We start from the raw sequence: 26,918 nt of genomic DNA on the forward strand, positions 1-26,918 counted from the left end.
AAAGGAACCGTCATGGTAGAGCTCCCCGACTCGCTGCGCGCGTCGGTCGTCCAGTTCGAAGCGGTGCCGAGCGACACGGCACAGAATCTGGAGACTGTCCGCAGGCTGGCCGCGGCTGCCGTGGCGGACGGCAGCCGGTTGGTCGTCTTCCCGGAGATGTGCCTGCTCGGCTACTGGCACCTCACGAAGATGACCACAGAGCAGCTGTTCGCGCTAGCGCAGCCGGCCGACGGTGCGCTGGTGACGGAACTCTCGGCGCTGGCGCGTGAATTGGACGCCGGTATCGGAGCCGGTTTCCTCGAGGTGGACGGCGACCGGCTGTTCAACTCGTACGCGGTGTGCCTGCCCGACGGCGCCGTCCACATCCACCGCAAGCTGCATGCGTTCGAGCATGAGGCGATCGCCAGCGGCGACCGCTTCACCGTGTTCGACACACCGTGGGGTGTGCGGATGGCGATCCTCATCTGCTGGGACAACAACCTGGTCGAGAACGTGCGGGCTGTCGCTCTTCAGGGCGCGACGGTGCTGATTGCGCCGCATCAGACCGGCGGCACCGACTCCCGCAGCCCGCACGGGATGCGCGTGATCCCCGCCGAGCTGTGGCACAACCGGCACGAGGACCCGCAGGCGCTCGACGAGGCCGTCAACGGCCCGTCGGGCCGGGGGTGGCTCATGCGCTGGCTGCCTGCCCGGGCGCACGACAACGGGATCTTCGTGCTGTTCGCCAACGGCATCGGGACCGACGACGATGAGATCCGCACCGGCAACGCGATGATCCTCGACCCGTACGGCCGGATCGTCGCGGAGACCCCGGTGGCGGACGAGGCCGTTGTCAGCGCCGACCTCGACTTCGAACTGCTGCCCCTGGCGACGGGACGGCGGTGGATGCTCGGCCGCAGACCCGAGCTCTACGGCATCCTCACCCAGCGTTCCGGTCTGGAGCGGGACGCCCGGACCGCGCGCCACTCCAGCGAGCCGGTGCCGACGGACTTCCGCGTCGACACCGGCGAATGATGGTCAGTCCTGGTTGCTGAAGGCCGCGTCGAAGGATGCGGTCGGCTGCTTCCAGAGGAGTGAACGGATGTAGCCGACGGCTTCCTTCGCGCCGTGCAGACGGTCCATCCCGGCGTCCTCCCACTCGATGGAGATCGGGCCCGTGTAGCCGATGGATTCGAGGGCGCGGAAGGCGTCCTCCCACGGAACGTCGCCGTGGCCGGTGGAAACGAAGTCCCAGCCGCGGCGGGGGTCGCCCCACGGAAGGTGCGAGCCGAGCACCCCGGCGCGGCCGTTCTTCGGCCGCAGACGCGTGTCCTTGCAGTCGACGTGGTAGATGCGATCCTGGAAGTCGACGATGAACCCGACCGGGTCGATGTCCTGCCACATCATGTGCGACGGGTCCCAGTTGAACCCGAACGCCTCGCGGTGTTCGATCGCGTCGAGGGTGCGGACGCTGGTCCAGTAGTCGTACGCGATCTCGGACGGGTGCACTTCGTGCGCGAACCGGACGCCTTCGCCGTCGAACACGTCGAGGATGGGGTTCCAGCGGTCGGCGAAGTCCTGGTAACCGCGGTCGAACACCTCGGCGGGGACCGGCGGGAACTGGGCGACGTACGGCCAGATGCTCGAGCCGGTGAAGCCCACCACGGTGTCGACGCCGAGCTTGCGGGCGACCTTGGCGGTGAGCTTGAGCTCCTCGGCGGCGCGCTGGCGCACACCCTCCGGGTCGCCGTCGCCCCAGACCTTCGAGCCGACGATCGCCTGGTGGCGGAAGTCGATGGGGTCGTCGCAGACCGCCTGGCCCTTGAGGTGGTTGGAGATGGCCCAGACCTTCAGGCCGTACCTATCGAGGATGTCGAGCCGACCCTGAAGGTACGCGTCGTCCTCCGCTGCCCGCCAGACGTCGAGGTGTTCGCCCGAACAGGCGATCTCGAGGCCGTCGTAGCCCCAGTCGGCGGCGTACTTCGCCACCTCCTCGAGGGTGAGGTCGGCCCACTGGCCGGTGAAGAGAGTGACCGGGTGGGTTCGACCCGATTCGGCGGCGTCAGTCATTCGTTCGTTCCCATCTCGATCCAGGTGCCCGACTCGGCCGAGTCGATCACCGCGTCTGTGATCCGCACGGCCCGCAGGCCGTCGGTGAAGCGGGGCAAGCCGTCCGGGCTCTCACCCGCGACCGCCGCGTAGCTGTCGGCGACGAAGGCGTTGAAGGCGTCCTGGTACCCCTGCGGATGCCCGGACGGCACGACGCAGAGGCGCGCGGCGTCTTCGCTCAGCTGGTCGGCGTCTCGGGGGATCACCTGGCTGCCCTTCCGGCGGCCGACCCACAACGTCTCCGGCTGTTCCTGGTCGAAGGCGAGGCTCTCTTCGCTTCCGGCGATCTCCAGCCAGAGCCGGTTCTTCCGTCCAGGAGCGACCTGCGAGACCAGGAGGGTGCCGAGCGCGCCGGAGCGCGTCTCGATCACGACGGCGACCGCATCCTCGGTGGTGATCCCGGTGTGCGAGGCACGCTCGGCGAACACCGTGCGCTTGGTCGCGGAGACCCGGCTCACCCGGTCGCCGCTGACGAACTCGACGAGGTCGACGAGGTGCGACCCGATGTCGGCGAACGCTCGCGAGCGGCCGCCCTGGTGCGCGTCCACCCGCCAGTTGTCGTCGCCTGCCGCGAGCAGCCAATCCTGGAGGTAGGACGCATTGATGCTCAGGACGCGGCCTGCCGTCCCCGAGGCGAAGCGCGAACGTGCCTCGCGGACGAGCGGATGGAACCGGTAGACGAACGGGACGGTCGCAGTACGGCCCTCGGCCGCGGCGACCAGCGTCTCGGCGTCCGGCACGGAGGTCGCGAGCGGCTTCTCGCACACCACGTCTTTGCCGGCCGCGAGCACGGCGGTCGCTTGCTCCGCGTGCAGCGCGTTGGGGGTGGTGACATGCACGACGTCGATGGAGTCGTCCGCCAGAAGCTCGTCGAGCGAGCCGTACGCCCGGCCGATGCCGAGGTGCTCCGCCGCGGCGGCCGAGCGCTCGGGAGTCGACGAGGCGATGCCCACCAGCTCCGCCCGTGCAGCTCTCGCGGCGCGGGAGTGCACCTCTGCCATGAAGCCGCCCCCGACGATCGCCACGCGGAGCCGGGCTCCTGCAGCGCTGCCGTCGCGGCGGGTGAGGCCGCCACTGGTTGCGGCGGCGCTCGGGTCGTTGCCGTCGGTCATATCGTCGTCCTCACGCCAGGGTCGCCGCGCGCGGGTCCCAGTCCTCCGGCAGCGCCGGTGCCACCTCGACCGTGCTCTCGACCTCGACCGGGGTCTTGGACTCGCCGGCCTCGATGGTCGACACCATGATGTCGAGCACGTGATACGCCTGCTCGCCGGACGCCCGCTCGGGCACCCCGGCACGGATGGCACGGGCCAGCTCCACCACGCCGATGCCACGACCGTCCGTGGTCCCGGTGGACGGGAAGGTCTCGATGCCGTCGGCGCCGTGGACCTGCAGGTCACCCTCGAACATGTTGGGGTCTGGCACCTCGAGGGTGCCCTCCACTCCGGCGACCTCGAATTGGGTGCGCTTGAGCTTCGAGTCGAAGCTGAAGACGGCCTGCGCCGTCTGGCCCGTCTCGAACTCGTAGAGGGCGCTGACGTGCGTCGGCACGGTCACCACGAACTCCTCGCCCTCGCGCGGGCCGGAGCCGATGACGCGGCTCTCCCGGGCTTTGGAAGCGCTCGCGCTGACGCGGGCCACCGGTCCGAAGATCTGCACCAGCGCCGTCAGGTAGTACGGGCCGATGTCGAACAACGGGCCGGCACCCTCTTGGAACAGGAAGTCCGGGTTGGGGTGCCACGACTCCGGCCCGGGGCTCTGCATGAGGGTCAGCGCGGTCAGCGGAGCGCCGATGTCGCCGTTCTCGATGAGGCGACGAGCCGACTGGATGCCCGAGCCGAGGAACGTGTCGGGAGCGGTCGCAACGCGCAGGCCCTTGGACTGTGCCGCCTCGAGCAGCTCGCGGCCGCTGGCGCGGTCGAGGGCGAAGGGCTTCTCGCTCCAGACGTTCTTGCCCGCGGCCAGCGCCTGAAGCGCCACCTCGACGTGCACCTTCGGGATGGTGAGGTTGACGACGATCTCGACGCCCTCGTCAGCCAGCAGCTCCTCGACCGTGCCGGAGTTCGCGACGCCGAACTTGTCGGCCTGCGCCTTCGCACGCTCCAGGTCGATGTCGGCGACGAAGCGTACGTCGAGGTCGGGAAACGCCGTCAGGTTCTCGAGGTACTGGTTGCTGATGACTCCGGCACCGATGACGCCGACGCCGACCGGACCGCCGCTCATGCCAGACCCTTGGAGGTGAGGAAGGCGAAGCTGTCGGCGACCGCCTGGAAGCGGTCCCCGCGCGAGTCGTCGAGCTCGATGACGCGCAGCGCATCCGGCGCGGCGGCGATGATCTGCTCGATCGGCAGCGAGCCCTGGCCGACAGCGACCTGGTCCTTGTTGTCGTGGGTGCCCGGGCCGTCCTTGACGTGGAGCGCGACGACGCGGTCGCCGAGCTTCGGGAGGAAGGTCACCGGGTCGGCGCCGCCGACCGCCACCCAGTAGGTGTCGACCTCGAGGACGACCTCCGGGGCGAGCTTGCCCGCGAGGAACTCCAGCGCGGTGACGCCCTCGATGGTGCTCGAGATCTCGTGGTCGTGGTTGTGGTAGCCGACCCGGATGCCGTGGCGGGCGGCGACCTCGGCCGCCGCATTCAGCTGCTCGGCCGTCTGCGCCACATCGTCCGCCGTCTGCCAGCGGTCAGGGGCGACGAACGGGTCGATCACCGTCTGGACGCCCAGTTCTTTCGCGGCTCCGAACACTTCGTCCAGGTCGCCCCCGAGGAAGCCCTGATGGGTGGTGGGGGCCGAGAGGCCGGCCTCGGCGAGGCCCTGTCGCAGCGCATCACCGAAGCTGAGGAAGGCGAACGGCTCGACCTGGGTGAAGCCGATGTCGGCGATTCGCTTGAGGGTTCCGACCGTGTCTTCGGTCAGGAGTTCCCGGACCGTGTACAGCTGCACGGAGACTTTTGACGTCGACACTGTTCTCCTCGTCGAGTTCATTGGGGTTGTGGTCGCCGGGTGGCGTAGCTCTATTCAATAGACGCTTCTGCCGGATGTCAAACAAAAGTCGACTGATGCCTGCATATCTTTGAACGCGGACACGACACTGTGGTTCAATACCCTCATGACCGACAGCGTGCGAGACTCGGTGCTCGTCGCCGCAGACGCCGCGGAACTGCTGGCGATCCTGCGCGACGGCATCCCCCGCACACGCGCGCAGCTCGCCGAGCTGACCGGCATGGCCCGCTCGACCATCGCGAGCCGTATCGACATCCTCATGGGCGCCGGCCTCGTCACTCCCGCCGGGGACGATGTGTCCTCCGGGGGGCGACCTCCCGCACGCATCCGCTTCAACCCGGACTCGCGCGTGGTCGTTGCGATCGATCTGGGCGCCACGCACGGCGTGGTCGCCCTCGCGGACCTGGCGGGCAACATCACGGCGAGCCAGTCCCGGCGCCTCAGCATCGCCGACGGCCCCGAGCTGATTCTGGACTGGGCGCTCGACGTCGCGAGCGAGCTCTACATCGCGTCCGGGCGCCAGCCGGAGGAGCTCATCGGCGTGGGCGTCGGCGTCCCCGGGCCGGTCGAGCATTCCACCGGTCTCCCGGTCAACCCGCCGATCATGCCCGGCTGGGACCGCTTCGACATCCCCGCCTACATCCGCCGCGTGTTCGACGTGCCCGTGCTGGTCGACAACGACGTCAATCTGCTCGCGCTCGGGGAGCAGGCGTTGATGTGGCCGGACGAGACCGATCTGCTGTTCATCAAGGTGGCGACCGGCGTCGGCGCCGGCATCATCAGCGGTGGCCGCCTTCAGCGCGGCGCGCTCGGCTCGGCCGGCGACCTCGGGCACGTCCGCGTTCCGTTCGGATCCGACACGCCGAGTCACGGCGAGCAGGATGCCGACCTGGAGTCCCTCGTGAGCGGCCCCGCCATCGCGCGGGCGCTGAGCGCCGCCGGATTCCCGGCCGAGACGAGCGACGACGTGGTGGCCCTGGCCCGGAGCGGCAACCCGCACGTGCACGGAGCCATCCGCCAGGCGGGCCGCGACCTCGGGGCGGTGGTCGCCACCTGCGTCAACCTCCTGAACCCGTCGATGATCGTCGTCGGCGGCAGCCTCTCCCGCGTCGGCGAGCAACTCCTCGCCGGAATGCGCGAGGTCGTCTACCAGCGGTCGACGCCGCTCGCGACGCAGCATCTGACGATCACCCAGTCGCGTTCCGGTGAGACCGGCGGCGTGATCGGGGCCGCCATCATGGTGGTGCACCGCGCGCTCGATCCGGAGTCCGGAACGCCGCGCTCCCTGTTCCGCTAGACCGTCCGATACGTCCCAACACCATCACATCCTGAATAAACTCGAATCGATTCGAATCCCCTGAAAGGAATGCCGTGAGCACGAACAGCGAACCCCTCGGGCGCCCCCTGCGCGCCGGAGTGATCGGCCTGGGCTGGGCCGGCCAGCAGCACATGGCCGCGTACGACGCCCTCCCCGGTGTCGAGTTGGTCGCCATCGCCGGAATGGAGGACGTCCCGCGTGCCGAACTCGGCGAGAAGTACGGCATCGACCGCCTCCACCGCGACTGGCAGGAGCTGATCGCCGAGGGCGGCCTCGACGTGGTCAGCGTCGCCGTTCCCACGTTCCTGCACGCGCCGATCGCCGTCGGCGCGCTGGACGCGGGCATCCATGTGCTCAGCGAGAAGCCGATCGCCCGCACGGCCGCGGAGGCGCAGACCATGGTGGAGGCGGCGCACCGAGCGGGCCGGGTGCTGGAGGTGGCGTTCAACCACCGGCGGCGCGGCGACATCCAGGCGCTCAAGGCGGCCATCGACGAGGGGCAGATCGGTCGTCCGTATCACGCCAGGGCGATCTGGCTGCGCCGCGCGGGCATCCCCGCGCTCGGCAGCTGGTTCACCAACCGCGAGATGGCGGGAGGCGGGCCGCTGATCGACATCGGCGTGCACGTGCTCGACTACGCCCTCCACCTCTTCGGTGAGCCGCGCGTCGAGGCTGTCTCCGCAGTCACGCACGCAGAGCTCGGGATCCGGGGTCGTGGTGGGGCGACCGCGGCCAAGCAGAATGTCGGCTCCGACTACGAGGTCGAGGATCTGGCCAGCCTGCTGCTGCGCCTGGAGGGCGGCGGCTCGATCGTCATCGAGACGAGCTGGGCGGCCTACCGGCCGGCCGGCGACGAGTTCGGCATCACCCTGTACGGCACAGAGGGCGGAGCGGACCTGCGGGTCGTCGACTACGCGCCGTCGGGCGAGCTGACCATCTTCACCGGCGACGGCGAGCAGAGCCAGGACATCACGGTCACCGCCGACCCCGGCCGGGGCCACCTCGCGGTCGTCGAGACGTTCCTCGAGCACGTCGCCGAGCCCGCGGACTGGTCGAACTGGGACGGTGCGCTCGCGCTCGACCGGGCCCGCATCATCGACGCGGCCTACGAATCAGCCCGCATCGGCGCAGAGGTCCGTCTGGACGCTGTGACCGATTCGGCGTCCGTCGTCGGGTCGACCGCCACGAAAGGAGCATGACCATGACCCTGCGCGTCACTGTCTGGAACGAGGGCGTCCATGAGGCGACCCAGCTCGAGATCGCCGCGATCTACCCTCACGGCATCCACGGAGCCATCGCTGAGGGACTGCGCGACCTTCTCGGCGACGATGTCAGCGTCCGCACCGCAACGCTCGACGACCCGGAGCACGGCCTCAGCGAGCAGGCGCTCGCCGAGACCGACGTGCTGCTCTGGTGGGGGCACATCGCCCACGACCGGGTGTCGGACGAAGTGGTGGAGCGGGTGCGCCACCACGTGCTCGGTGGAATGGGACTCATCGTGCTGCACTCCGGTCACTTCTCGAAGATCTTCATCAGGATGCTGGGCACGACCTGCTCCCTCCGCTGGCGCAACCCGGAGGGCGGCGAGCGCGAACTGGTCTGGAACGTCAACCCGACGCACCCGATCGCCGCGGGCGTGGAGCAGCCGATCGTGATCGAGGCCCAGGAGATGTACGGCGAGTTCTTCGACATCCCCACGCCGGACGACCTGGTGTTCATCAGCTCGTTCACCGGTGGCGAGGTGTTCCGCTCCGGCGTGACGTTCACGCGCGGCCGCGGCAAGATCTTCTACTTCAGCCCGGGCGACCAGGAGTATCCGGTGTACTTCCACCCGCAGATCCGGCAGGTGCTGGCCAATGGCGTCCGCTGGGCGGCGCCGGTCGCAGGAGTCCGTCAGGAGCCTGAGGTCTCCAACCCGCAGCCCGTCTGAGCAACACTGAGCAACACCGACCCACCGCCTCCCAAGGAGACACAATGACCGACGCCCTCGCGACGCTGCCCGCACCGCGCCATCCCGATCCCGCCGATGCGCCGGCGCTCCGCTGGGGCGTGCTCGGCCCGGGCGGGATCGCGGCCGACTTCACCGACGCCCTGCACCGCCACACCGGCCAGCGGGTGGTCGCCGCGGGGTCGAGGTCGGCCGAGCGCGCCGCTGCGTTCGCAGCGGCGCACGGGGTGGAGCGCTCCCACGGCTCCTACGAGGCACTCGTCTCCGACCCGGACGTGGACGTCGTCTACATCGCGACCCCGCACAGTGAGCACCTCGAGCACGCGCTGCTCGCGATCGCGGCCGGGAAGCACATCCTCATCGAGAAGCCGATGGCGGTGACCGCCGAGCAGGCGCGGCGGATCGTGGCGGCGGCACGCGAGGCGGGAGTCTTCGCGATGGAGGCCATGTGGACCCGCTACCTGCCGCAGACCGACATCATCCGGCAGCTGCTCGAGCGGGAGGCGCTCGGCGAACTGCGTGTCGTCACGGCCGACTTCGGCGGCCACGTGCCCTACCAGCCGGAGAGCCGGCTCTGGAACCCGGCGCTGGCCGGAGGCGCGCTGCTCGACCTCGGCGTCTACACGGTGTCCTGGGCGTCGTTCGCCCTGGGCGCCCCGGCCGGCATCATCGCCGCCGGAACGCTCGCGCCGAGCGGCGTGGACGAACAGGCCGCGCTCCTGCTGTCCTCCGCCGGCGGCGCGCAAGCGTTGCTGAGCACGAGCCTCCTGGCCGGGACGCCGTCCCTCGCCACCATCAGCGGCAGCGCGGCCCGCATCGAGACCGACAGCCCGTTCTGGGGCCCGAGCGGCCTGCGCGTGTTCCGGTCCGACGGCACCCTCGCCGCACACTGGCGCGACCCCTACGGCCGTCCGCACCGCGACGGCATGGCGTACGAGGCAGCAGCCCTCGCCCGCTATGTCGGCGAGGGACGGACCGAGTCGCCGCTCCATCCCCTGGCCGAGGCAGTCGACACGCTCGCGACGATCGACGAGGCGCGCAGGCAACTCGGGGCGACGCGCGTGGAGTGACGGCCAGCGTCGGCCGGACGCGGCACAATGGAGAGGTGCTCGACTCCGCTCCGTACCGCACGGCCGACCTCTACCGGCCGGGTGTCCTCGCGGATCTGAGCCCGGCTCGCCCAGCGCCGGTGCCCGTCATCCCTGCGGTTCCCGGCCAGACCGGACACCTGGCCCGTGTGGTCGCCAGTTCGGCCGACCGGGCGGGCTGGCTGCGCGCCCGCAGTCGCGGCATCACGGCGACGGACGTGGCCAAGCTGTCCACCCCCCGATCCGTCCGGGCTGCGGCCTACGACAAGCTGCACGGCACGGGATTCAGCGGCAACGTGTTCACGCAGCACGGCCGCTCGCGGGAGCCCGAAATCGCGGCCTGGGTGGCCGCCACCCATGGCATCGAGCCCTCTGATTTGCTCTTCCACGCGGAGCGGGATCGGCGCCACCTCGCGACGCCGGACGGTCTCATCCTGCGGACCGGCGGACGGATCGAGCTGGCGGAGATCAAGACCACGAACAAGCCGTTCCGCAGCATCCCGCGCCAGTACCTCCGCCAGATCTGGTGGCAGCAGTACGTGCTCGGTGCAGAGCGCACCCTGTTCGTCTGGGAGCAGCACGACGGTTTCGTCCCGATGCGCGACGAGCCGGAGTGCCGCTGGGTCGACCGCGACGACGCGGAGATCAGCAAGCTGGTCGCCCTCGCGACCGACCTGATCGAGCTGCTGCGTCAGGCGACCTCGGCCGCCGGGCCGGCATCCGGCACGACGACGCCTGCTCCGGCATCCACGGGCGCATCGGTCACGGTGACGGCGGTCCCCGGTGGGATGCGCGTCAGCGCGACCGCGTAGACGGCGATCCAACCGACCGCGACGGTCGTTCCGACCAGTTCCAGCCAGGCGCCGACGTCCGATCCGACGCGCACGATGGCCAGCAGGCCGCCGACGATCGTGATGACCGCCACCGCTGCGCAGCTCAGCCGCGACAGTCGAGACACCCGCGGGAGGCCCCGGCTGAAGCCGACCTGCAGCATCGCGAAGCAGGCCGCCGCGAAGCCGAGTACGGCCGAGACCGTATGGATGAGGTCCTGCGGCGTCGACTTCGGGTTCACCAGGGGCACGGGGCAGTACGCCGAGCAGGTCACCTGCGAGGCGAGCACGAAGCAGATCGACGCGAAGCCGAGTGTCAGCGCGGGCGCCCAGCGGCCGAGCAGCGGCGCGGACGAGCGGACATGACCGCTGGCGATCGCGATGGCGAGGCCTCCGGCGGCGATCAGCAGCAGCGCGACCGCGAATGCCCCCGCGGTCGGTGCGCCGAGCGCACCGAGCTCGCTCACGTACACCGGGTACGGCACGGTCAGCCGGGCCGCCCAGATGACCGCGAGACCGCCGAGCACACAGAGCGTACCGGTGGCCAGCAGCAGTCGTCGCACCTGTCGCTCCTCGGATCGTCCCGTCATGGCTCCGGCCCCTCGGGCGAGGTCGATCCGGGTCGCAGCATCCTAACCGGCCTGTCGCTGGGAACGACCTGGGGGTATCGGAAACAGACTGTTCACATGTGGTGACCCGACCGTAACACCGGGGACTCACGGGCAGGATTGACTAACGGAACCGACCGAGCACGGCCGCGCCTGCCGCGACGGCCACCGACGAGGGGATCACGGATGCCGAAGACGATGCGGGCCGCGCTTCTGGACGCCGCGGGTGGACCCGAAGCCCTGCGCATCGGTGAGACGGCGCGCCCGGACAGGGTCAACGCCGAGTTCGTGGTCAAGGTGGTCGCCTCCAGCGTCAACCCGATCGACGCGAAGACCCGCGCCGGCCGGGGCGTCTTCGGGGCCGTCCACTCCTTCCCCGTGGTGCTGGGTCACGATTTCAGCGGCGTGGTGGTCGAGTCGCCGTACAGCGCGCATCCCCTCCGGCCAGGCGACGAGGTCTTCGGGATGGTGCCCGTTCCGCGATACGGCGGGAGCTACGCCGAGTACATCTCGGTGCCGGCCCTGAGCGTCGTACGCAAGCCGGCGACCCTCTCGCACATCGAGGCGGCGGCCGCACCGCTCGCAGCGTTGACCGCGTGGGGCATGGTGGTCGACGTCGCCAAGGCCCACGAGGGGCAGCGGATGCTCATCCATGCCGGCAGCGGAGGAGTCGGGCACTTCGCGGTGCAGTTCGCCTCGTACTTCGGCGCCCATGTCATCGCGACCGCCTCCGGCGCGAAGACGTCGTGGCTGCGCTCCCTCGGGGCGGCCGAAGTCATCGACTACACCACCACACGGTTCGAGGAGGTGGTGCACGGCGCCGACGTGGTCATCGACCTGATCGGCAACGTCCACGACGAGACGGGAACGCGCTCGCTCTCCGTGCTTCGTCCGGGCGGCTTGATCGTCAATGCGCCCACGGGCAGCTGGCCGAGCTTCGCGGACGACGTCGCGGCCGCCGGCCTGCGCGGGACGGACTACAAGGTGGCGCCCGACGGCAACACGCTTGCCGTCATCGCCCGACTTCTCGAAGCGGGGAATGTGCGGGTGCACGTCGACGAGATCTTCCCTCTGGAGCGGATCGGCGACGCTCATGCGGCGATCGAGGGCGGCCACACCCGGGGGAAGATCGTGGTGAAGGTGGCGGAGGGCTAGCCCGGTCGGCCCCTAGGCGAGCGGTCGCTCCATCACCCAGTCGTCCTCGTACCGGTCGCCGACCAGGAAGTGTTTCGCGCCGACGCGCTCGAACCCGTGCCTGCCGTAGAAGCGCTGGGCGTGGGAGTTCTGCTCATTGACGCCGAGCCACATCCCTCTCGCCCCGGCGTCCGTGGCGACACGCAGACTCTCCTCCATCAGCCGCCCCGCCACACCGGCACCCTGGTGGCCCGGGAGGACGTAGCACTTGCTCAGCTCGGCAGTCGGACGGATGCCGATGCAGCCGCGTACATCCTCATCCGCCGGCTCCCCCAGGTTCACCATGGTGTAGCCGATCACGAAGCCCTCGCCCTCCTCCGCAACCAGCAGGCGACGCGAGTCGTCGGCGAGGTACTCCACGAACCGTTGCTCCGACAGCACCGTGGCGATGAAGGCCGCTTTCGCGTCCTCGGTCGTGTGCGGAGGGCAGGCGAGCGGGAAAGTCGCGGCCGCGACGGCGGCCAGTGCGGCCGCGTCGCCGGCGGCGGCCCGGCGGATGGTGACGGTCATCCATCCAGCCTAGGGCCCGCGCACAGCGGACCGGCCGCCTCCCCGCAGGAAGACGGCCGGTCCGTGTTCTGGTGCGGCTAGTGCCGGCCCTGGGCGACCCAGCCGAGCACGTCGAAGGAGACGCCGCCGAGGCCGGTGACATCGTCGTAGCCCTTCGCGGTCTTCAGCGAGGTGTCCTGATCCATCGTCACGAGGTAGCTGTTGCCGCTGATCTTGCTCGTGTAGACCAACGCCTGCGGCGGGTTCTGCGGCTGAACGTCGCGGAACGCGTTCGGCAGGATGCGCTTCACGCCGTAGAGCGTCGGGTTGGCGAACCCGATCGTCGAGTGTGTGGCCTGCTGCACGATCGCGATCTGCGCGGCGACGATCGGCGAGGCCAGCGACGTACCGCCGTAGGTCTCGTTGATATAGTCACCGGTGGCCAGCGTGCTGTCGTCGACGATGGGCCGGATCCCGATCTGGAAGCCGGTGTACGGGTCGGCCAGCGCGGCGACGTCAGGCGAGACGCGCTTGCCCTGGGCGAGCGCCGCCGGAACGATGCCCCGCTGGTAGTCCGGCTGGGCGAAGACAGCGCTGACGCCGCCACCCGCCCCGCCGACGAACCGGGTACCCGGCAGCGGCAGCATGTAGCTCAGGGTGCCGTTGCCGTTCTTGAGGATCTGGTCGAACTGGTCGCCCCAACCGGTCTCCCACGCGATCTTGCCGTTCTTGTCGATTGCGGTGCTAGTGCCGCCGACCGAGGTCACCCAGGGGGAGGACGCCGGGAAGTCAGGCGAAGCGTAGCCCAGCTGCGTGGGGGCTGCCTCGTCGCCGTTGTCGCCGCTCGAGAAGTACAGGCCGATGCCCTCGCCCGCGGCCTGGAGCTGCAGGTTCACCTCACCCTGGATCACGTCGGCGGGAACAGCCTCGCCCACGTTGCCGTAGCTGTTGCTGACGATGTTGGCGAGCTTGTTGTCGAGGATCTTCGACATCGCGATGTCCAGGCCGCCGGAGCAGTCCGTCCCACCGACGTAGAGGATGCGCGCCCCCGGAGCGATGCCGTGGACCGACTCGACGTCGAGCGTCTGCTCGCCCTGCCATCCACTCGGCTGCTGGCAGAGGTCCTGGTCGGTGAACTCGCCCGGCTTCGGCACCAGCTGCTGGTAGCTGGAGTTGGTGAGGCCCGGCTCGCCGTTCTGCTGCGAGTACGAGTTGACGTCCTTCAGGATGCTCGGGCTGGCGTACGCGTCGATGATCGCGACGGTCTGGCCGGTTCCGTTGACACCCTTCGCGGCGAGGTCGTTCAGGCCATAAGCGCTGCGCAGCTGCTGCGGGGTGTAGCCGCAGTTGTTGGTGCTGTACTGCGTCTGACCGTTGTACGCGGGCGGCACCGTGACGGTGTTCTCGCCGATGTAGTGCGAGCACGGAGCGTCGATGACCGGCGCTGCAGCCGCCATCTTCCGCGACGTCTGCGGGTCACCGGTCGGGCCGAGGTCGCCCTGCTTGATCGAGTCCGGACGCGTCGTCGTCCGCGACTGCTCCACGCTGATGGCCGAGACATTCGCGGCGATGGAGGCGGGGACCGACGGTGCGGAGGCCGGGGCGATGAGCGTGCGGTCGCCGTGCGTGAAGCTGTGCAGCGAGGTGCCGAAGACGGAACCGAGCTGGTCCGGCGTTCCGCGGAAGACGACGTACTGGCGGCTGTCCGGGACGCCCTGGATGGTCAGTCCCGCAGCCGTGATGAAGTTGACGACCGATTGGAAGTCGGCCTTCGTCGGCGAGAAGCGGTTGATCCACTGCTGCGGCGACAGGGCCTTGCGGTAGCTGTGGTCGAACGGATCGGAGACGGCCTTGGCGAGGGCTTCAGCGCCCTTCTGGTCGCGGAGGGGCAGGTAGATCTCACCCTGCACGGTGGCGGTGGCCGGGGCGGCGCCTGCGTCGTTGGCGGCGGTGGCCCAGGCGGGGACGGAGCCGGCGTAGGTCACGCGGTCCGCGGCGCCGGCAGCGGACGCTCCCGCCAATGACAAAGCCACCACGGCGGAGGTGGTGGCGATGATCCCGAGAGCCCTCTTGTGGAAGGTTCGAGTGGTGCGAAATGCCATGAAGTGTCATCCTTCGAATCGGACGGGCTCAACCCTGAGCCGCCGCGCTTTGCGCGACAGGAGCGACCCTAGACCAGGGCGTTCTACCACCACAAGAGGGGGTAGACACCGCTGTTGCGTTCGTTGCTCGGATGAAGATTTCTCACTGCGCAAGCCCCCGCCCCGCCCGGGAAAACGCCGACGGGGCCGGGGCCGGCAGGCGGCCCCGACCCCGTCGGGATGTTCGTGAAACGAACTCAGATGGCGTTGACGTCCAGCGGGATGCCCGGGCCGAACGTGGTCGACACGGCGCCCTTCTGGATGTAGCGGCCTTTGGAGGCGGACGGCTTGAGACGCACGACCTCTTCGAGGGCGGTCGTGATGTTGTCGTTCAGCTGCTCGGCGGTGAAGCCGGCCTTGCCCACGACGAAGTGGACGTTGGCGTGCTTGTCGACGCGGAACTCGATCTTTCCGCCCTTGATGTCGGAGACGGCCTTGGCCACATCCGGGGTGACGGTGCCGGTCTTCGGGTTCGGCATGAGGCCGCGCGGGCCCAGCACCTTACCGAGACGTCCGACCTGACCCATGAGCTCCGGAGTGGAGACGGCCGAGTCGAAGTCGGTGTAGCCACCGGCGACCTTCTCGATCAGCTCGGCGCCGCCGACCTCGTCCGCACCGGCCGCGATGGCCGCGTCGGCCGCGGGGCCGGTCGCGAACACGATGACGCGGGCGGTCTTCCCCGTACCGTGAGGGAGGATGACGGTGCCGCGGACCATCTGGTCCGCCTTGCGGGGGTCGACACCGAGCTTCAGCGCGACCTCGACGGTCGAGTTGAACTTGGCGGAGCCGGTCTCCCGGGCGAGGGCGACAGCCTCCTCCGGGGTGTAGAACTTTCCGGCCTCGATCTTGTCGGCCGCGGCGCGGTAGGCCTTTGACTTCTGTGCCATGTGATTTCTCCTAACGAGAATGTGGTGCGAGCCTGGCCGGCTCTTCCACGAAGTGTCTGGTGGAGTCGGGGCCTCAGGCCTCGACCGTGATGCCCATCGAACGGGCGGTGCCTGCGATGATCTTCGACGCCGCGTCGATGTCGTTGGCGTTGAGGTCGACCATCTTCTGCTCGGCGATGGCGCGCACCTGCTCCTGGGTCAGCTTGCCGACCTTGTTGGTGTGCGGGACGCCGGAGCCCTTGGGCACGCCTGCGGCCTTCTTGATCAGCTCGGCGGCCGGCGGCGTCTTCAGGACGAACGTGAACGAGCGGTCCTCGTAGACGGTGATCTCGACCGGGATGACGTTGCCGCGCTGCGACTCGGTGGCCGCGTTGTACGCCTTGCAGAACTCCATGATGTTCACGCCGTGCTGACCCAGGGCCGGGCCGATCGGCGGGGCCGGGTTGGCAGCGCCGGCGTTGATCTGAAGCTTGATCAGACCGGTGACCTTCTTCTTCGGTGCCATGTCTCTTCCTTCTTTATGTATTCGAGCGGTTCAGGCCGCAGCCCTGGCGCTCTCCCGGTTTCTCGGCCCTTCCGAGACCCGGTGATAGTGAAATCTGTGGGGATCTGTTGGAAAACAGCGGGGAGGCTCTGGATGTTCCCTAGAGCTTGGTGACCTGGTCGAAGCTGAGCTCGACCGGCGTCTCGCGCTCGAACAGGGAGACGAGGACGGTGAGCTTGCCGCTCTCCGGCTTGATCTCGCTGATCGACCCCGGCAGGCCCGCGAACGAGCCCTCCTTGATGGTGATCGTCTCGCCGATCTCGAAGTCGACCTCGGCGGGGATGACGCGTGCGGTGGACTTCTGACCCTTCGCTGCACCCTTGGCCGGCGCCGCCTCGACCTGTACGAGGCTCTTCAGCATCGAGAAGGCCTCTTCGAAACGCAGCGGCGTCGGGTTGTGCGCGTTGCCGACGAAGCCGGTGACGCCCGGCGTGTGGCGGACGACCGACCAGCTGTCCTCGTTGAGATCCATGCGCACGAGCACGTAGCCCGGGATGCGCACGCGGTTGACCATCTTGCGCTGGCCGTTCTTGATCTCGACCACGTCCTCCATGGGGACCTGGACCTCGTAGATGAAGTCCTCCATGTTCATCGAGACCATGCGGTTCTCGATGTTGGACTTCACCCGACGCTCGAAGCCTGCGTAGGAGTGGATGACGTACCACTTGCCCAGCTTGGAGCGGAGCTCCGTGCGGAACGCCTCGTACGGGTCGGCGACGGCCTCGTCCTCCTCGTCCTCGACGGCGAGCTGGGCAGCCTCTGCCTCGTCCTCGTCGTCGACCTCGAGGGCCTCATCGACGGCACGGTCGGCCTCGGGGTCGACCGCTTCCGCCATCGCGTCCAGCACGGCGTCGAGGTCGATCTCGGTGCCGTCGTCGGCGACGACGTGCAGCGCTTCGTGCTCGGCGGCGTCGGACGCCTCGTCCTCGCTCGCGAGGACGTTGCCGGTCTGCGCCTCGTCGTCTTCGGAGGACTGCTCCGCAGCAGGAGCCCAGTCCACGTCGTCGCGATTCGTCTCAGACACTGAATTCATTCCATTTCTTGTCGGGAGGGCCAGATGTTTGCCGGAAGGTCCAGCGCGGCCCGGTCGACGTCGTCTACTTCGGGTTTCCGAAGACCCAGACGACACCCATGCCGAACACCCAGTCAAGGAGTGACACGAGAGCCATCATGATGATCACGAATACGAGCACGACGCCGGTGTAGCTGAAGAGCTCTTTGCGGGTCGGCGTGACGACCTTCTTGAGTTCGCCGATGACCTGCCTGATGAACAGGGCGATCCGCGCGAAGGGGTTGCGCCGCGCGGCGCTGTCCTTCTTCGCGTTGGCGACGATCTCCTCGCTCGGCTCGTCGATTACCTTTCGGGCCACCTCGTTACACCTTTCGTGGATCGACATCGGAATGCCGACTTGCAGGGCGGACAGGAATCGAACCTGCAACCTGCGGTTTTGGAGACCGCTGCTCTGCCAATTGAGCTACCGCCCTAGGAAAGCGAACCGTCATAGCTCTCTGCTTCCGGTCTCAAGGCTAGCCGATCGAACATCCGAACGTGCTGCGGATGCCCGGCCGAGGGCAGTAGGGCTGCCGTCGCCGACCTCAAAAAAGGGCGCAGAAAAGCTTGGCAGATTCAACCACCGCGTCAAGTGTACGGGACGCCGACGGTCACCCGCAAAGCGGCCGTTCAGAGGAGCTTCCGCTCCAGTGCCCATGCGGTCAATTCGTGCCGGGACGACAGCTGCAGCTTGCGGAGCACGGCCGAGACGTGCGTCTCGACGGTCTTGATCGAGATGAACAGTTCGGAGGCCACTTCTTTGTACGCATAGCCGCGGGCGATCAGCCGCATTACCTCGCGCTCGCGTGCCGACAGGCGGTCCAACTCGTCGGTCGACTCCGCCTGCTCCCCGGACGCGGCGCCGAAAGCGTCGAGGACGAAGCCGGCGAGCCGCGGCGAGAACACGGCGTCGCCGCCCGCGACGGCCAGTACCGCGTCGCTCACCTGCCGTCCTGAGCTCCCCTTCGTCAGGTAGCCGCGGGCACCGGCGCGGATGACCCCGACCACATCGTCCGCGGCATCCGACACGCTCAGCGCCAGGAACCGGGTGGCCGCGGCCTCTGGGGCGTTGGTGTCGGCGCCGACGCGCCGGATCACCTCGGCTCCCCCGCCGCCCGCGCCGCCCGGCAGGTGCACATCGAGGAGCACCACCTCCGGCCGCGTCTCGAGGATGACCGCGACCGCAGCATCCACGTCGGCGGCCTCGCCCACCACATCCAGCCGCTGATCGAGGTCGGCGCGGAGGCCGGATCGGAAGATGGAGTGGTCGTCGACCACCACGACGGTGACGGTCCCGGAGGTGCCGGTCGGTTCACTCATGTCGCCTCACTCGGAATCTCGATACTCAGGTGGATCTCGGTGCCACTGTCGCGCGCGGTGACCGTCGCCTGGCCGCCGGCGCGCCGCATCCGCCCGATGATCGATTCTCGGACGCCGAGCCGCCCGTCGGGAAGCGCCCGCACGTCGAAACCCGGCCCGCGGTCGCGGACGAACACATCGGCGCGCTCCGCCGTGTGCTCGATGTAGACCGAGACCTCTCCGCCCGCATGCCGCGCCGCGTTCAGCATCGCCTCCCGAGCGGCCGACCCCAGCTCGGACGGCGCCCCCCGCACCGGCTCGCCGACGGAGACCACCTCGAAGTGCACCGCGTGGTCCACCTCCAGGGCCGCAGCGATCTCGCGCAGCTCGCCGGCCAGGTCCCGCTCCTCCTGCCGGGAAACCGCGGCGGCGTCGGCGTAGAGCCAGTCGCGCAGTTCCCGCTCCTGCGCCCGCGCGATCCTCCCCACCTCGCTGGACGCACCCGCACGATTCTGGATGAGCGCGAGGGTCTGCAGCACGGAGTCGTGCAGATGCGCGGCCATCTCGGCACGCTGCTCCTCTTTGATTCGTGCGGTCCGCTCGGAGATGAGCTCACGCCACAGCCGGAGTCCCCACGGGGCCACCAGCACGGCAGCGCCGGCGAACGTGGTGATCAGGATGCCCAGCCACAGGATCCCCGGACCACCGGCATCCTGCGTCAGAGCGAGCGCCAGCGCGACCACCACCAGGAAGGCACCGCACGCGATGCGGAAGACGGTCGGGGTGAGCGGGGCGAAGGCGGCCGGCTCCTCGTCCGCCAGCTGCTCCCAGGCGACCGCGACCACCACCAGCCCGGCCGCGGCGATGAGCGCCCCGAAACCGGCTCCCAAGGCGCCGCCCGCTGCCAGCACGACCGCCGCGATCCCCGCGGCCGCCCCCGCTCCGGCGAGCACCCACGGCACGTTCACGCGACGGCGGACACCCTCCGGCGGGTCGTCCGCCTCCGGCGCGCGCAACGGCGTCAGCGCCCAGAGCCAGAGGTACAGCAGGATGCCGCCCCCGCCCAGGAAGGTGGCACCGACGAAAGCCCAGCGAACCGCGGCGACCGGCCAGCCCAGGTGATCGGCCAGCGCGACGGACACTCCGCTGACCACGCACGACCGCGGGCGCGCCAGCGGCGGGTGCGAAGCGCGCTCGTGCGTCGCGTGCGGCCCGGCGGGCACTGTGGAGGCCATGCCAGCATCCAAGCAGACCCCGAACCGGCCCGCACCAGGAGGCGTCCGGAATCAGGGTTCGGTCAGGGGTTCACCCGATACCGGCCGAACCGGCGCGCCGCCACGATGGGGAGCATGTCACAGAACGAATCGACCCGGCCGGTGGGGACACCCGGCAACCCCTACGGGGGCCCGCAGTCCGGTTTCGCCGGCCGCGGGACCCGGTTCTTCGACTGGATGCGCGGGCTCGGCGTCGTGCGCGCCGACGGCTGGCTCGGCGGAGTGTGCGCCGGGATCGCGTACCGGCTCGGCATCGATCCGCTCATCGTGCGCGGCATCGTCCTCGTCGCCGGCGTCCTGGGCGCCCCGGTGCTGCTGCTGTACGCGGCGGCATGGGCCCTCCTCCCGGACCGCGACGGCCGCATCCACCTGCAGAACCTGTTCGAGAACGACTTCGAGCCGCCGATCGTGGCCATCGGTGTGATGGTGCTGCTGTCGCTGCTGCCGTGGACGAGCGGACTCTGGTGGGCGCACGGAGCATTTTGGGACGCCTCCGCCTGGGGCGACGTCATCGGCCGGGTGGTGTGGACTCTCGTGGTGATCGGTGCGGTGATCGCGCTCATCGTCGTCGCGGTGCGCAACTCCGAAGCCCGGGCAGCGGCGTCGCGCAGCGGGCAGGGAGCATGGGCGATGGGGTCAGCGCCGGGCGGCGCGACTGCGGAGGCATCTCCTGCCGGGGCCTCGGCTCCCGGGACCTCAGCTGCCGGCGCGTCGGCCGCCAGCGCCTCGGCTGCCGGCGCCTCGACCGTGCCGGCGACAGCGGCTCCGGATGCGGCGGAGCCCGCGGATACGGTGCAGCTCGACGTCGCGGCCGAGCCGACAGCGCCGCCCGCGCCGCCGCAGGGCGCCTCGACGGATGAGCTCGCGGACTGGCGGCAGCGTCAGGCGCAATGGCGGGCGGACCATGCGGCCTGGAAGCAGCGCCTCGCCGCCGACATGCGGGCGGTGAAGGCTCAGCGGTCCGCCGAGCTCCGCAGCCAGGTCGCAGTCGCCACCGCAGAGGCGGCCGCCCGCCGGGAAGCGTACCGTGCGGCGAACCCGCGGTTGGGTGCCGCCATCGGCTGGCTCACCGTCGGCCTTGCGCTTGTCGCCGGCTCCGTCGTGGCCATCGTCTGGCCGCAGCTGGAGGGCGTCGCCCGCTACACCACGGCCGCCGGTTTCGCGGCGGCGACCCTGATCGTCGGGGTGGTCGTGCTGATCGCCGGGCTCGCCCGTCGCCGCAGCGGCTTCCTCATCTTCCTCGGGATCCTGCTCGCCGTGCTTACCGGGGTGGCCCTGTTCCTGACGGGCGACGGTTTCGCCGGGCTCCGCATCACCACGGAGGGCGTCCCCGCCCTCCTCCAGTACTGAGATCCGACAAGGAGCCACGGAAATGACCGAACCGCAGAACACGACCGACCCAGCATCCACCACACGTATTTCGACTGCCCCGTCGGTGGCGCACGCTGCCATCCGCTGGGGAGGCGTGGTGTGGGGAGTGGTCCTCATCGCCTTCGCCGCCGTGACGCTCTCCATCGTGTCGTCGCCGGAGCGCGCGGCCGGAACCCGGGCGTGGATAGCCTCCCTGGAGCCCGGTTCGGCCTGGGCGCTCGGGGCGGCCCTGCTGGGGCTGATCATCGTGGTGTCGGCGCTTCTCGGCGGCATCCGCGCGTCGCAGCGTCGCCGCGTCCGGTAGCAGTACCTCCCGACCGCCCCGTCGGCGCTAGCCGCACGGCGCGCGAGTCGTGACTCGTTGCCCTAAAGATTGACGAGTTGCGACATGTAGTCACGACTCGCGGACGGGCGGACGGGCGGATGGGAGCGGCGGGCCGACGGGGTGCGGATGGGCGCGGCGGGCAGGCAGCTCGGCGGGGGCGGTTGGGTCGGAGATTCCGGCGCTTGTGTCGGAGATTCGGCCGTGGCCCGGCGGCGGCGTCCKACGGGCCGCGGCCAGTCGGAGATCCGGGCCCAGATCTCCGACGCGCTCGCCACGCCCCCGAGACGACCGTCCACAACCTCGGCCAGGTGGGGGTTGTCCACTGATTTCCGCCGCAGCGGGCTGGGCGTCGGGCGTCCCTGAGACGATGGCTCTATGACCACAGCAACCGACGCCCTCGTCCGCCTCCGCGCCCTCGTCGGGCGACCGGATGCGGAATTCCACGATGGGCAGTTCGAGGCGATTACCGCTATGGTCGACGATCACCGACGTGCTCTGGTCGTGCAGCGGACGGGGTGGGGCAAGTCGGCCGTGTACTTCGTCGCCACCATGCTGCTCCGGGCGCGTGGGGCCGGCCCGACCATCCTCGTGTCACCGTTGCTGGCCTTGATGCGCGATCAGGTATCGGCCGCCGAACGCGCGGGCGTCCGAGCCGTCACCATCAACTCCGCCAACCGGCACGAATGGGACGATGTAGCCGCTCGCCTGCGAGACGACTCGGTGGATGTCCTGCTCGTCTCTCCGGAACGGCTCAACAACCCGGAGTTCCGCGATACCCAACTTCCCGCGCTCGTAGAGCGCAGTGGCCTGCTGGTCGTCGACGAGGCGCACTGCATCTCTGACTGGGGCCACGATTTCCGCCCCGACTACCGGCGGCTGCGCGACCTGATCGCGCTCCTCCCGGAGGGCGTTCCCGTGCTCGCCACCACCGCGACCGCCAACGAGCGCGTCGTCGCCGACGTGGTGGAGCAGCTGGGCTCCGGTCGCGACGGCGAGGTGCTGACGATCCGGGGACCGCTCGCCCGGCGCTCGCTGCGACTCGGCGTACTGCCGCTGCCCGACGCCACCACCCGGCTGGCGTGGCTGGCCGGGCACCTGGCCGACCTTCCCGGGAGCGGCATCGTCTACACCTTGACGGTATCGGCGGCGGAGGACACCGCGCGGGTGCTCCGGCGCGCCGGCCATGAGGCGCACGCCTACACCGGACAGACGGACACCGCCGAGCGGGAAGACCTGGAGGGTCGGCTGAAGCGCAACGAGGTCAAGGCGCTGGTCGCGACCAGCGCTCTCGGCATGGGTTTCGACAAGCCGGACCTCGGGTTCGTCGTGCACCTGGGTGCACCATCGTCACCGGTGGCGTACTACCAGCAAGTCGGGCGAGCGGGGCGAGCGACCGAGAACGCGGATGTGCTGCTCCTGCCCGGGCCGGAGGACCGCGCTATCTGGCAGTACTTCGCGACAGCGTCGATGCCGTCACGGGAGAAGGCTGCAGCGGTGTTGGAGGCGCTCGGCAGCCAGGCGCAATCGACCCGTGTCCTGGAGAGCAGGGTGGACCTCAGGGCGTCCACGCTCGAACTGTTGCTGAAGGTGCTCGACGTCGACGGCGCCGTGCGGCGGGTGAGCGGAGGCTGGGTCGCGACCGGCGCTGCCTGGCAGTACGACGAGGAACGCTACGCCCGGATCGCCACTGCCCGGGAAGCCGAACAGCGCTCGATGCTGGAGTACGAATCGACGACCGGCTGCCGCATGGAGTTTCTGCAGCGGGCGCTCGACGACCCAGCTGCGGGGCCTTGCGGCCGCTGCGACAACTGCGCGGGCGTCTGGTACCCCTCCGAGGTGGATGGTGCGACCGCTGGCGAGGTCGGCTCGCTGCTCGATCGCGTGGGTGTGGAGATCGAGCCGCGCAAGCTGTGGCCGACCGGGGCCGACCGGCTCGGTGTGGCGGTCAAGGGCAAGTTGCGTCCGGAGCAGCAGCTGCAGCCCGGCCGTGCGTTGGCGCGCCTCACCGATCTCGGCTGGGGCGGACGGCTCCGTGAGTTGCTGGCAGACGGTGCGCCGGACCAGCCGATCCCGCCGGCCGTGCTCGATGCGTGCATCCGGGTCCTGGCCGACTGGGACTGGGTCACGCGCCCTGGCGCGATCGCGGCGATGCCGTCACGACGCCGGCCGTTGTTCGTGGAGTCGCTCGCACAAGGACTTGCCACGGTCGGCCGGTTGCCGTTCGTCGGGACGCTGGCATGGCGCGGTGGCCCGCCGTCCGGCGAGCCCGGAGGGAACAGCGCCTTCCGACTCGGGTCCGTCTGGGACCACTTCTCCGCGGACGGACTGGAGGTGCCTGCCGGCGCTCCGGTGCTGCTCGTGGACGATCTCGTCGACAGCCGCTGGACGCTCACCGTCGCCGGGCAGGAGCTGCTTCGCGCCGGTGCGTCATCGGTGCTGCCCTTCGCCGCCGCGCTCCGCAGCTAGGCAGGGCAGCGACCATGCGCCGCCCGCCGCAGCCGTCAGATGAAGTCGCCGCCGCCGAAGTCGCCGCCACCACCGAAGTCGCCGCCACCACCGAATCCGCCCCAGTCGCCGCCGCCCCAGCCTCCCGCATCGCCACCACCGGAGGGGTCACCGCCGCCGTCCCAGCCGGCCGCGTCCACGGATCCGTCGTTGCCGGAGGCGTTCTCCACGCCGGAATCACCGCCTTGGCCGCCATCACCGGAGCCACCATCACCGTTCTGGTCGTTGGCGTTCTGGTTGTCACCGTTCTGGTCGTTGGCGTTCTGGTTATCGCCGTTCTGGTCGCCGGAGCCGCCATCCGCCTGGTTGTCGCCCGGACCGGGAAGGAACGCGCCGACCAGAGCAGACCCGATCACGTAGCCCACGACACTCCCCAGGAGGGAGCTGGCGAACATGCTGCCGAAGCCCATCCCGCCGTAGCCGCCGCCCCGAGGACCGCCGCCGAGGGCACGCTCGAGGGTCCCGGGCTGGCGCAGCTCCGACCGGGTGGCCGATTGCGCGAGCGAACGCGGGTCGTCGCCGCGCGGCTGCTCCCCCGCCGGCGCGGCCGCGCTGAGCTGCTGGAACAGCAAGCGGCGCTGGTCCGGCGACAGCTTCGCGAACGCCTCCTCATGGACCTGCTCGATCGTCTCGGGCGGAGCGGTGCGCAGCAGGTAACGATACCGTTCGACCGCTATCTCGTCCGCGCTGCGCGCGTGTCCAGCAGTCTGCGCGCCAGCACTGGCGCCGGCGTCGGATGGCGGATAGGTGGGGTTCTGCGTCTGAGAGCCGTTCGGGCGCGGCTCCTCGCGTCCCAGCAGGCGGTCAAGGAATCCCATGTCGTCCCCTTTGCTCCGTATCGGCACGAGCGCGCCGCGGTGCCTTCAGCCTATGGATACCAGCGTGTGAATACTCTCAGAGTCGGCCGGGTGTCACCCTCACGAACGGTGGACGGCAGCCGTCAGAGCGACAGTCCGACGAGCACCGGCTCCGCCTGCAGCATCACACCGAACTCGGCCTGGACCCGCGACTGGATGAAGTCGGCCAACTGCACCACGTCCGCCGCCGTCGCTCCCCCGCGGTTCACGATCGCGAGCGTGTGCTTCGACGAGATCCCGGCGCCGGATCCCGGCAGCGCGAACCCGCGGCGGATCCCCGCGTTCTCGATCAGCCACGCGGCACTGAGCTTCACCGTGTACTCGCTCGCGGCGAGCGGCGGCACGTCGAGCGGGTGCACGCCGCCGGGCGGAATGCTGATCACGGCGTCCGGCTCCGGGGGCTCCTGGGCCCATCGCGGCGCATTCGCCGGCAGCGACCGGGCGAAGCTCTCCGAGACGATCGGGTTGGTGAAGAACGATCCCGAGCTGACCGAGTCGGGGTCGCCCGGGTCCAGCACCATGCCCTTCGAGGAGCGCAGGGCGAGCACCGCACGCCGGAGCTCAGCCACGGGAACGCGCGACCCGAGCGAGACGCCGAGCGCGTCGGCGAGCTGCGCGTACGCCACCGGTGCACTCAGGGGTGCGCCCACATCACCGGGGACGGTGCCGTCGGACAGTTCCAGATCGACGGAGAGCACAACGCCCAGTCGGCCGCGCTTGAGCACGGACGTCCGGTACCCGAGGCCCAACTCGTCCCGCGTGAGGTACACCACCTCGCCCGAGCCGTCGTCGAGGAATTCGACCCCGACGAGCGCGGACTCCAACTCCTGGCCGTACGCCCCGATGTTCTGCACGGGAGCGGCGCCGGTGGAACCGGGGATACCGGAGAGCGCCTCGACACCCGACCAGCCGTTGCGCACGGTGAGCGCGACCAACTCGTCCCACGGCTCGCCGGCCTGCACCCGGATGCGGATGCGGCCCTCGGCAGAAGGCAGACGGTCGACGCCCCGCGTCCGGACGTGGATCACCGTCCCGTCGAAGCCCTCGTCGCTCGCGACCGTATTCGAGCCGCCGCCGAGCAGCAGCCAGCCCTCGCCCGAGGCGCGCGCGGTCCGGACGGCCTCGATGAGGGCACCGCGGTCATCCGCGGCCACGAAGTCCGCCGGGACACCGCCGACACGGATCGTGGTGAGCTCGGCCAGCGCCGGGATGTCGCCGGTCATGCGAAACGGACGCGAACCTGCGCCTTACCCAGCACCGTCTCGCCGCCGAAGGTGGTCGTCAGGTCGATGCGGGCGACGCGAGCCTCCGGGTCCAGCTGACCGACCTTGGCAGAGACCGAGACGGTGGCACCGTCGGACGGGTCGACGACAACGGGTCGGGTGAAGCGCACCTGGTAGTCGGCGACGAGCGCCGGGTCGCCGACCCAGTCGACGACCGGCTGCACGGCGAGACCCATGGTCAGCATCCCGTGGGCGATCACGCCGGGGAGGCCGACCGAGGTGGCCACGTCGTCGCGGTAGTGGATCGGGTTGAAGTCGCCCGAGGCTCCGGCATAGCGGACCAGGGAGTCGCGGCTCAGCTCGAACGACCGCTCGGCGACCACATCGCCGACACTCAGGCTGTCGAAGTCCGGCGCGGCCATCACTCGTCTCCTCGCACGACCAGGGTGGATGTGGCGGTCACCACGTGGGCACCGTCCGCGTCGACGATGGTCGACTCGGCCGTAACCATCGAGTGGGGGCCCAGCGACTTGACCGAGCTGACGCGCAGCGTCGCCGTCAGCTCGTCGCCGGCGAACACCGGGCGGCTGAAGGTGAAGCGCTGGTCGCCGTGGACGACGCGGCTGAAGTCGATGCCCGCATCCGGCTCGGCGAGGAGCTGCGCGAGGGTCGCCTCCTGCACCACCACCGGGAAGGTCGGCGGCGCGACCAGGTCGGGGTGGCCGGCCTCCCGGGCCGCGTCAACGTCGAGGTTGGTGGGGTCGGTCGCGAAGACGGCCCGCGCGAACTCGCGCACCTTCTCGCGCCCCACGAGGTACGGCCGGGTGGGCGGGAACTCCCGCCCCTGCAGCTCTGGATTCACTGGCACCCGTCGATTCT

26 protein-coding genes, 1 tRNA gene and 1 pseudogene are annotated in these 26,918 nt (G+C 69.9%); 10 read left to right on the top strand and 18 right to left on the bottom strand.

The window, feature by feature from the left end; translation table 11 throughout:
- Positions 1 to 12: 12 nt before the first annotated feature.
- Positions 13 to 1,014, top strand: coding sequence for a nitrilase family protein (locus tag AB4079_RS00100; RefSeq protein WP_441785239.1), 1,002 nt, complete (start codon positions 13 to 15; stop codon positions 1,012 to 1,014).
- Between the two features lie 3 nt (positions 1,015 to 1,017).
- On the opposite strand, the gene AB4079_RS00105 is transcribed toward AB4079_RS00100, so the two are convergent.
- The 4 genes from AB4079_RS00105 to AB4079_RS00120 are packed head-to-tail and all read right to left on the bottom strand — an operon-like array spanning position 1,018 to position 5,027.
- Positions 1,018 to 2,049, bottom strand: a complete 1,032-nt coding sequence (locus tag AB4079_RS00105; protein WP_441785240.1) for a sugar phosphate isomerase/epimerase family protein — start codon at positions 2,047 to 2,049, stop codon at positions 1,018 to 1,020.
- Complete coding sequence (locus AB4079_RS00110; protein WP_441785241.1) at positions 2,046 to 3,200, bottom strand: Gfo/Idh/MocA family protein; 1,155 nt, start codon at positions 3,198 to 3,200, stop codon at positions 2,046 to 2,048. Before AB4079_RS00110 ends, AB4079_RS00105 begins: the two co-directional genes overlap by 4 nt.
- Positions 3,201 to 3,210: 10 nt before the next feature.
- Positions 3,211 to 4,308: a Gfo/Idh/MocA family protein gene (locus AB4079_RS00115; protein ID WP_441785242.1), complete on the bottom strand. Its 1,098-nt coding sequence runs from the start codon at positions 4,306 to 4,308 to the stop codon at positions 3,211 to 3,213.
- On the bottom strand, positions 4,305 to 5,027 hold the full coding sequence (locus tag AB4079_RS00120; RefSeq protein WP_441785891.1) for a sugar phosphate isomerase/epimerase family protein: 723 nt from the start codon (positions 5,025 to 5,027) through the stop codon (positions 4,305 to 4,307). The genes AB4079_RS00115 and AB4079_RS00120 overlap by 4 nt, the downstream gene beginning before the upstream one ends.
- Before the next feature lie 166 nt (positions 5,028 to 5,193).
- On the opposite strand from AB4079_RS00120, the gene AB4079_RS00125 reads away from it, so the two are divergent.
- From AB4079_RS00125 to AB4079_RS00145, 5 genes are all read left to right on the top strand, one after another.
- Positions 5,194 to 6,384 carry an ROK family transcriptional regulator gene (locus AB4079_RS00125; protein ID WP_441785243.1) on the top strand — a complete coding sequence of 397 codons (1,191 nt, stop codon included), beginning with the start codon at positions 5,194 to 5,196 and terminating at the stop codon, positions 6,382 to 6,384.
- 74 nt (positions 6,385 to 6,458) lie between these two features.
- Positions 6,459 to 7,604 carry a Gfo/Idh/MocA family protein gene (locus AB4079_RS00130; protein WP_441785244.1) on the top strand — a complete coding sequence of 382 codons (1,146 nt, stop codon included), beginning with the start codon at positions 6,459 to 6,461 and terminating at the stop codon, positions 7,602 to 7,604.
- Positions 7,601 to 8,335, top strand: a complete 735-nt coding sequence (locus tag AB4079_RS00135) for a ThuA domain-containing protein (RefSeq protein WP_441785245.1) — start codon at positions 7,601 to 7,603, stop codon at positions 8,333 to 8,335. Before AB4079_RS00130 ends, AB4079_RS00135 begins: the two co-directional genes overlap by 4 nt.
- Before the next feature lie 44 nt (positions 8,336 to 8,379).
- Positions 8,380 to 9,423, top strand: a complete 1,044-nt coding sequence (locus tag AB4079_RS00140) for a Gfo/Idh/MocA family protein (protein WP_441785246.1) — start codon at positions 8,380 to 8,382, stop codon at positions 9,421 to 9,423.
- Positions 9,420 to 10,253: a YqaJ viral recombinase family protein gene (locus AB4079_RS00145; RefSeq protein WP_441785247.1), complete on the top strand. Its 834-nt coding sequence runs from the start codon at positions 9,420 to 9,422 to the stop codon at positions 10,251 to 10,253. The genes AB4079_RS00140 and AB4079_RS00145 overlap by 4 nt, the downstream gene beginning before the upstream one ends.
- 50 nt (positions 10,254 to 10,303) lie before the next feature.
- On the opposite strand, the pseudogene AB4079_RS00150 reads toward AB4079_RS00145, so the two are convergent.
- Positions 10,304 to 10,861 (bottom strand): annotated as a pseudogene (locus AB4079_RS00150) (DUF998 domain-containing protein); the annotation flags it as partial.
- A gap of 204 nt (positions 10,862 to 11,065) precedes the next feature.
- Here AB4079_RS00150 and AB4079_RS00155 point away from each other — a divergent pair.
- Complete coding sequence (locus AB4079_RS00155) at positions 11,066 to 12,034, top strand: NADP-dependent oxidoreductase (protein WP_441785248.1); 969 nt, start codon at positions 11,066 to 11,068, stop codon at positions 12,032 to 12,034.
- Between the two features lie 12 nt (positions 12,035 to 12,046).
- Here the strand turns inward: AB4079_RS00155 and AB4079_RS00160 are convergent, their stop codons facing one another.
- The 9 genes from AB4079_RS00160 to AB4079_RS00200 form a co-directional block, all read right to left on the bottom strand.
- Positions 12,047 to 12,583: a GNAT family N-acetyltransferase gene (locus AB4079_RS00160; protein WP_441785249.1), complete on the bottom strand. Its 537-nt coding sequence runs from the start codon at positions 12,581 to 12,583 to the stop codon at positions 12,047 to 12,049.
- A 77-nt stretch (positions 12,584 to 12,660) separates the two neighbouring features.
- The gene (locus AB4079_RS00165; protein WP_441785250.1) at positions 12,661 to 14,664 is read right to left on the bottom strand and encodes a S53 family peptidase; all 2,004 of its coding nucleotides are present in this window, start codon (positions 14,662 to 14,664) and stop codon (positions 12,661 to 12,663) included.
- A gap of 236 nt (positions 14,665 to 14,900) precedes the next feature.
- Entirely contained in the window at positions 14,901 to 15,590 is a 690-nt protein-coding gene (gene rplA / locus AB4079_RS00170; RefSeq protein WP_441785251.1) for a 50S ribosomal protein L1, read from the bottom strand.
- 73 nt (positions 15,591 to 15,663) lie between these two features.
- On the bottom strand, positions 15,664 to 16,095 hold the full coding sequence (rplK, locus tag AB4079_RS00175) for a 50S ribosomal protein L11 (RefSeq protein ID WP_441785252.1): 432 nt from the start codon (positions 16,093 to 16,095) through the stop codon (positions 15,664 to 15,666).
- Between the two features lie 139 nt (positions 16,096 to 16,234).
- On the bottom strand, positions 16,235 to 17,158 hold the full coding sequence (gene nusG / locus AB4079_RS00180) for a transcription termination/antitermination protein NusG (protein ID WP_441785253.1): 924 nt from the start codon (positions 17,156 to 17,158) through the stop codon (positions 16,235 to 16,237).
- 73 nt (positions 17,159 to 17,231) lie between these two features.
- Positions 17,232 to 17,504, bottom strand: a complete 273-nt coding sequence (secE, locus tag AB4079_RS00185) for a preprotein translocase subunit SecE (protein WP_441785254.1) — start codon at positions 17,502 to 17,504, stop codon at positions 17,232 to 17,234.
- Positions 17,505 to 17,546: 42 nt separating this feature from the next.
- Positions 17,547 to 17,619: transfer RNA gene (locus AB4079_RS00190), tRNA-Trp, on the bottom strand.
- Between the two features lie 196 nt (positions 17,620 to 17,815).
- Positions 17,816 to 18,505 (bottom strand): LuxR C-terminal-related transcriptional regulator, encoded by a 690-nt coding sequence (locus tag AB4079_RS00195; protein ID WP_441785255.1) that lies wholly within the window; start codon positions 18,503 to 18,505, stop codon positions 17,816 to 17,818.
- Complete coding sequence (locus AB4079_RS00200; RefSeq protein WP_441785256.1) at positions 18,502 to 19,719, bottom strand: PspC domain-containing protein; 1,218 nt, start codon at positions 19,717 to 19,719, stop codon at positions 18,502 to 18,504. Before AB4079_RS00200 ends, AB4079_RS00195 begins: the two co-directional genes overlap by 4 nt.
- Before the next feature lie 114 nt (positions 19,720 to 19,833).
- On the opposite strand from AB4079_RS00200, the gene AB4079_RS00205 reads away from it, so the two are divergent.
- The 3 genes from AB4079_RS00205 (at position 19,834) to AB4079_RS00215 (ending at position 23,920) form a co-directional block, all read left to right on the top strand.
- Positions 19,834 to 21,108: a PspC domain-containing protein gene (locus AB4079_RS00205; protein ID WP_441785257.1), complete on the top strand. Its 1,275-nt coding sequence runs from the start codon at positions 19,834 to 19,836 to the stop codon at positions 21,106 to 21,108.
- Positions 21,109 to 21,130: 22 nt separating this feature from the next.
- Positions 21,131 to 21,433, top strand: coding sequence for a hypothetical protein (locus AB4079_RS00210; RefSeq protein WP_441785258.1), 303 nt, complete (start codon positions 21,131 to 21,133; stop codon positions 21,431 to 21,433).
- Between the two features lie 396 nt (positions 21,434 to 21,829).
- Positions 21,830 to 23,920: a RecQ family ATP-dependent DNA helicase gene (locus AB4079_RS00215; RefSeq protein ID WP_441785259.1), complete on the top strand. Its 2,091-nt coding sequence runs from the start codon at positions 21,830 to 21,832 to the stop codon at positions 23,918 to 23,920.
- Between the two features lie 35 nt (positions 23,921 to 23,955).
- Here AB4079_RS00215 and AB4079_RS00220 read toward each other — a convergent pair whose 3' ends face one another.
- From AB4079_RS00220 to AB4079_RS00235, 4 genes are all read right to left on the bottom strand, one after another.
- Positions 23,956 to 24,777, bottom strand: coding sequence for a hypothetical protein (locus tag AB4079_RS00220; RefSeq protein WP_441785260.1), 822 nt, complete (start codon positions 24,775 to 24,777; stop codon positions 23,956 to 23,958).
- Positions 24,778 to 24,899: 122 nt separating this feature from the next.
- The gene (locus AB4079_RS00225) at positions 24,900 to 26,039 is read right to left on the bottom strand and encodes a UDP-N-acetylmuramate dehydrogenase (RefSeq protein WP_441785261.1); all 1,140 of its coding nucleotides are present in this window, start codon (positions 26,037 to 26,039) and stop codon (positions 24,900 to 24,902) included.
- Entirely contained in the window at positions 26,036 to 26,461 is a 426-nt protein-coding gene (locus tag AB4079_RS00230) for a MaoC family dehydratase (RefSeq protein WP_441785262.1), read from the bottom strand. The genes AB4079_RS00225 and AB4079_RS00230 overlap by 4 nt, the downstream gene beginning before the upstream one ends.
- On the bottom strand, positions 26,461 to 26,907 hold the full coding sequence (locus AB4079_RS00235; protein WP_441785263.1) for an FAS1-like dehydratase domain-containing protein: 447 nt from the start codon (positions 26,905 to 26,907) through the stop codon (positions 26,461 to 26,463). The genes AB4079_RS00230 and AB4079_RS00235 overlap by 1 nt, the downstream gene beginning before the upstream one ends.
- Between the last annotated feature and the right edge of the window lie 11 nt (positions 26,908 to 26,918).

This window comes from Leifsonia sp. 2MCAF36 (genome assembly GCF_052115525.1).
In the GTDB taxonomy this organism is placed as follows: Bacteria; Actinomycetota; Actinomycetes; order Actinomycetales; family Microbacteriaceae; genus Leifsonia.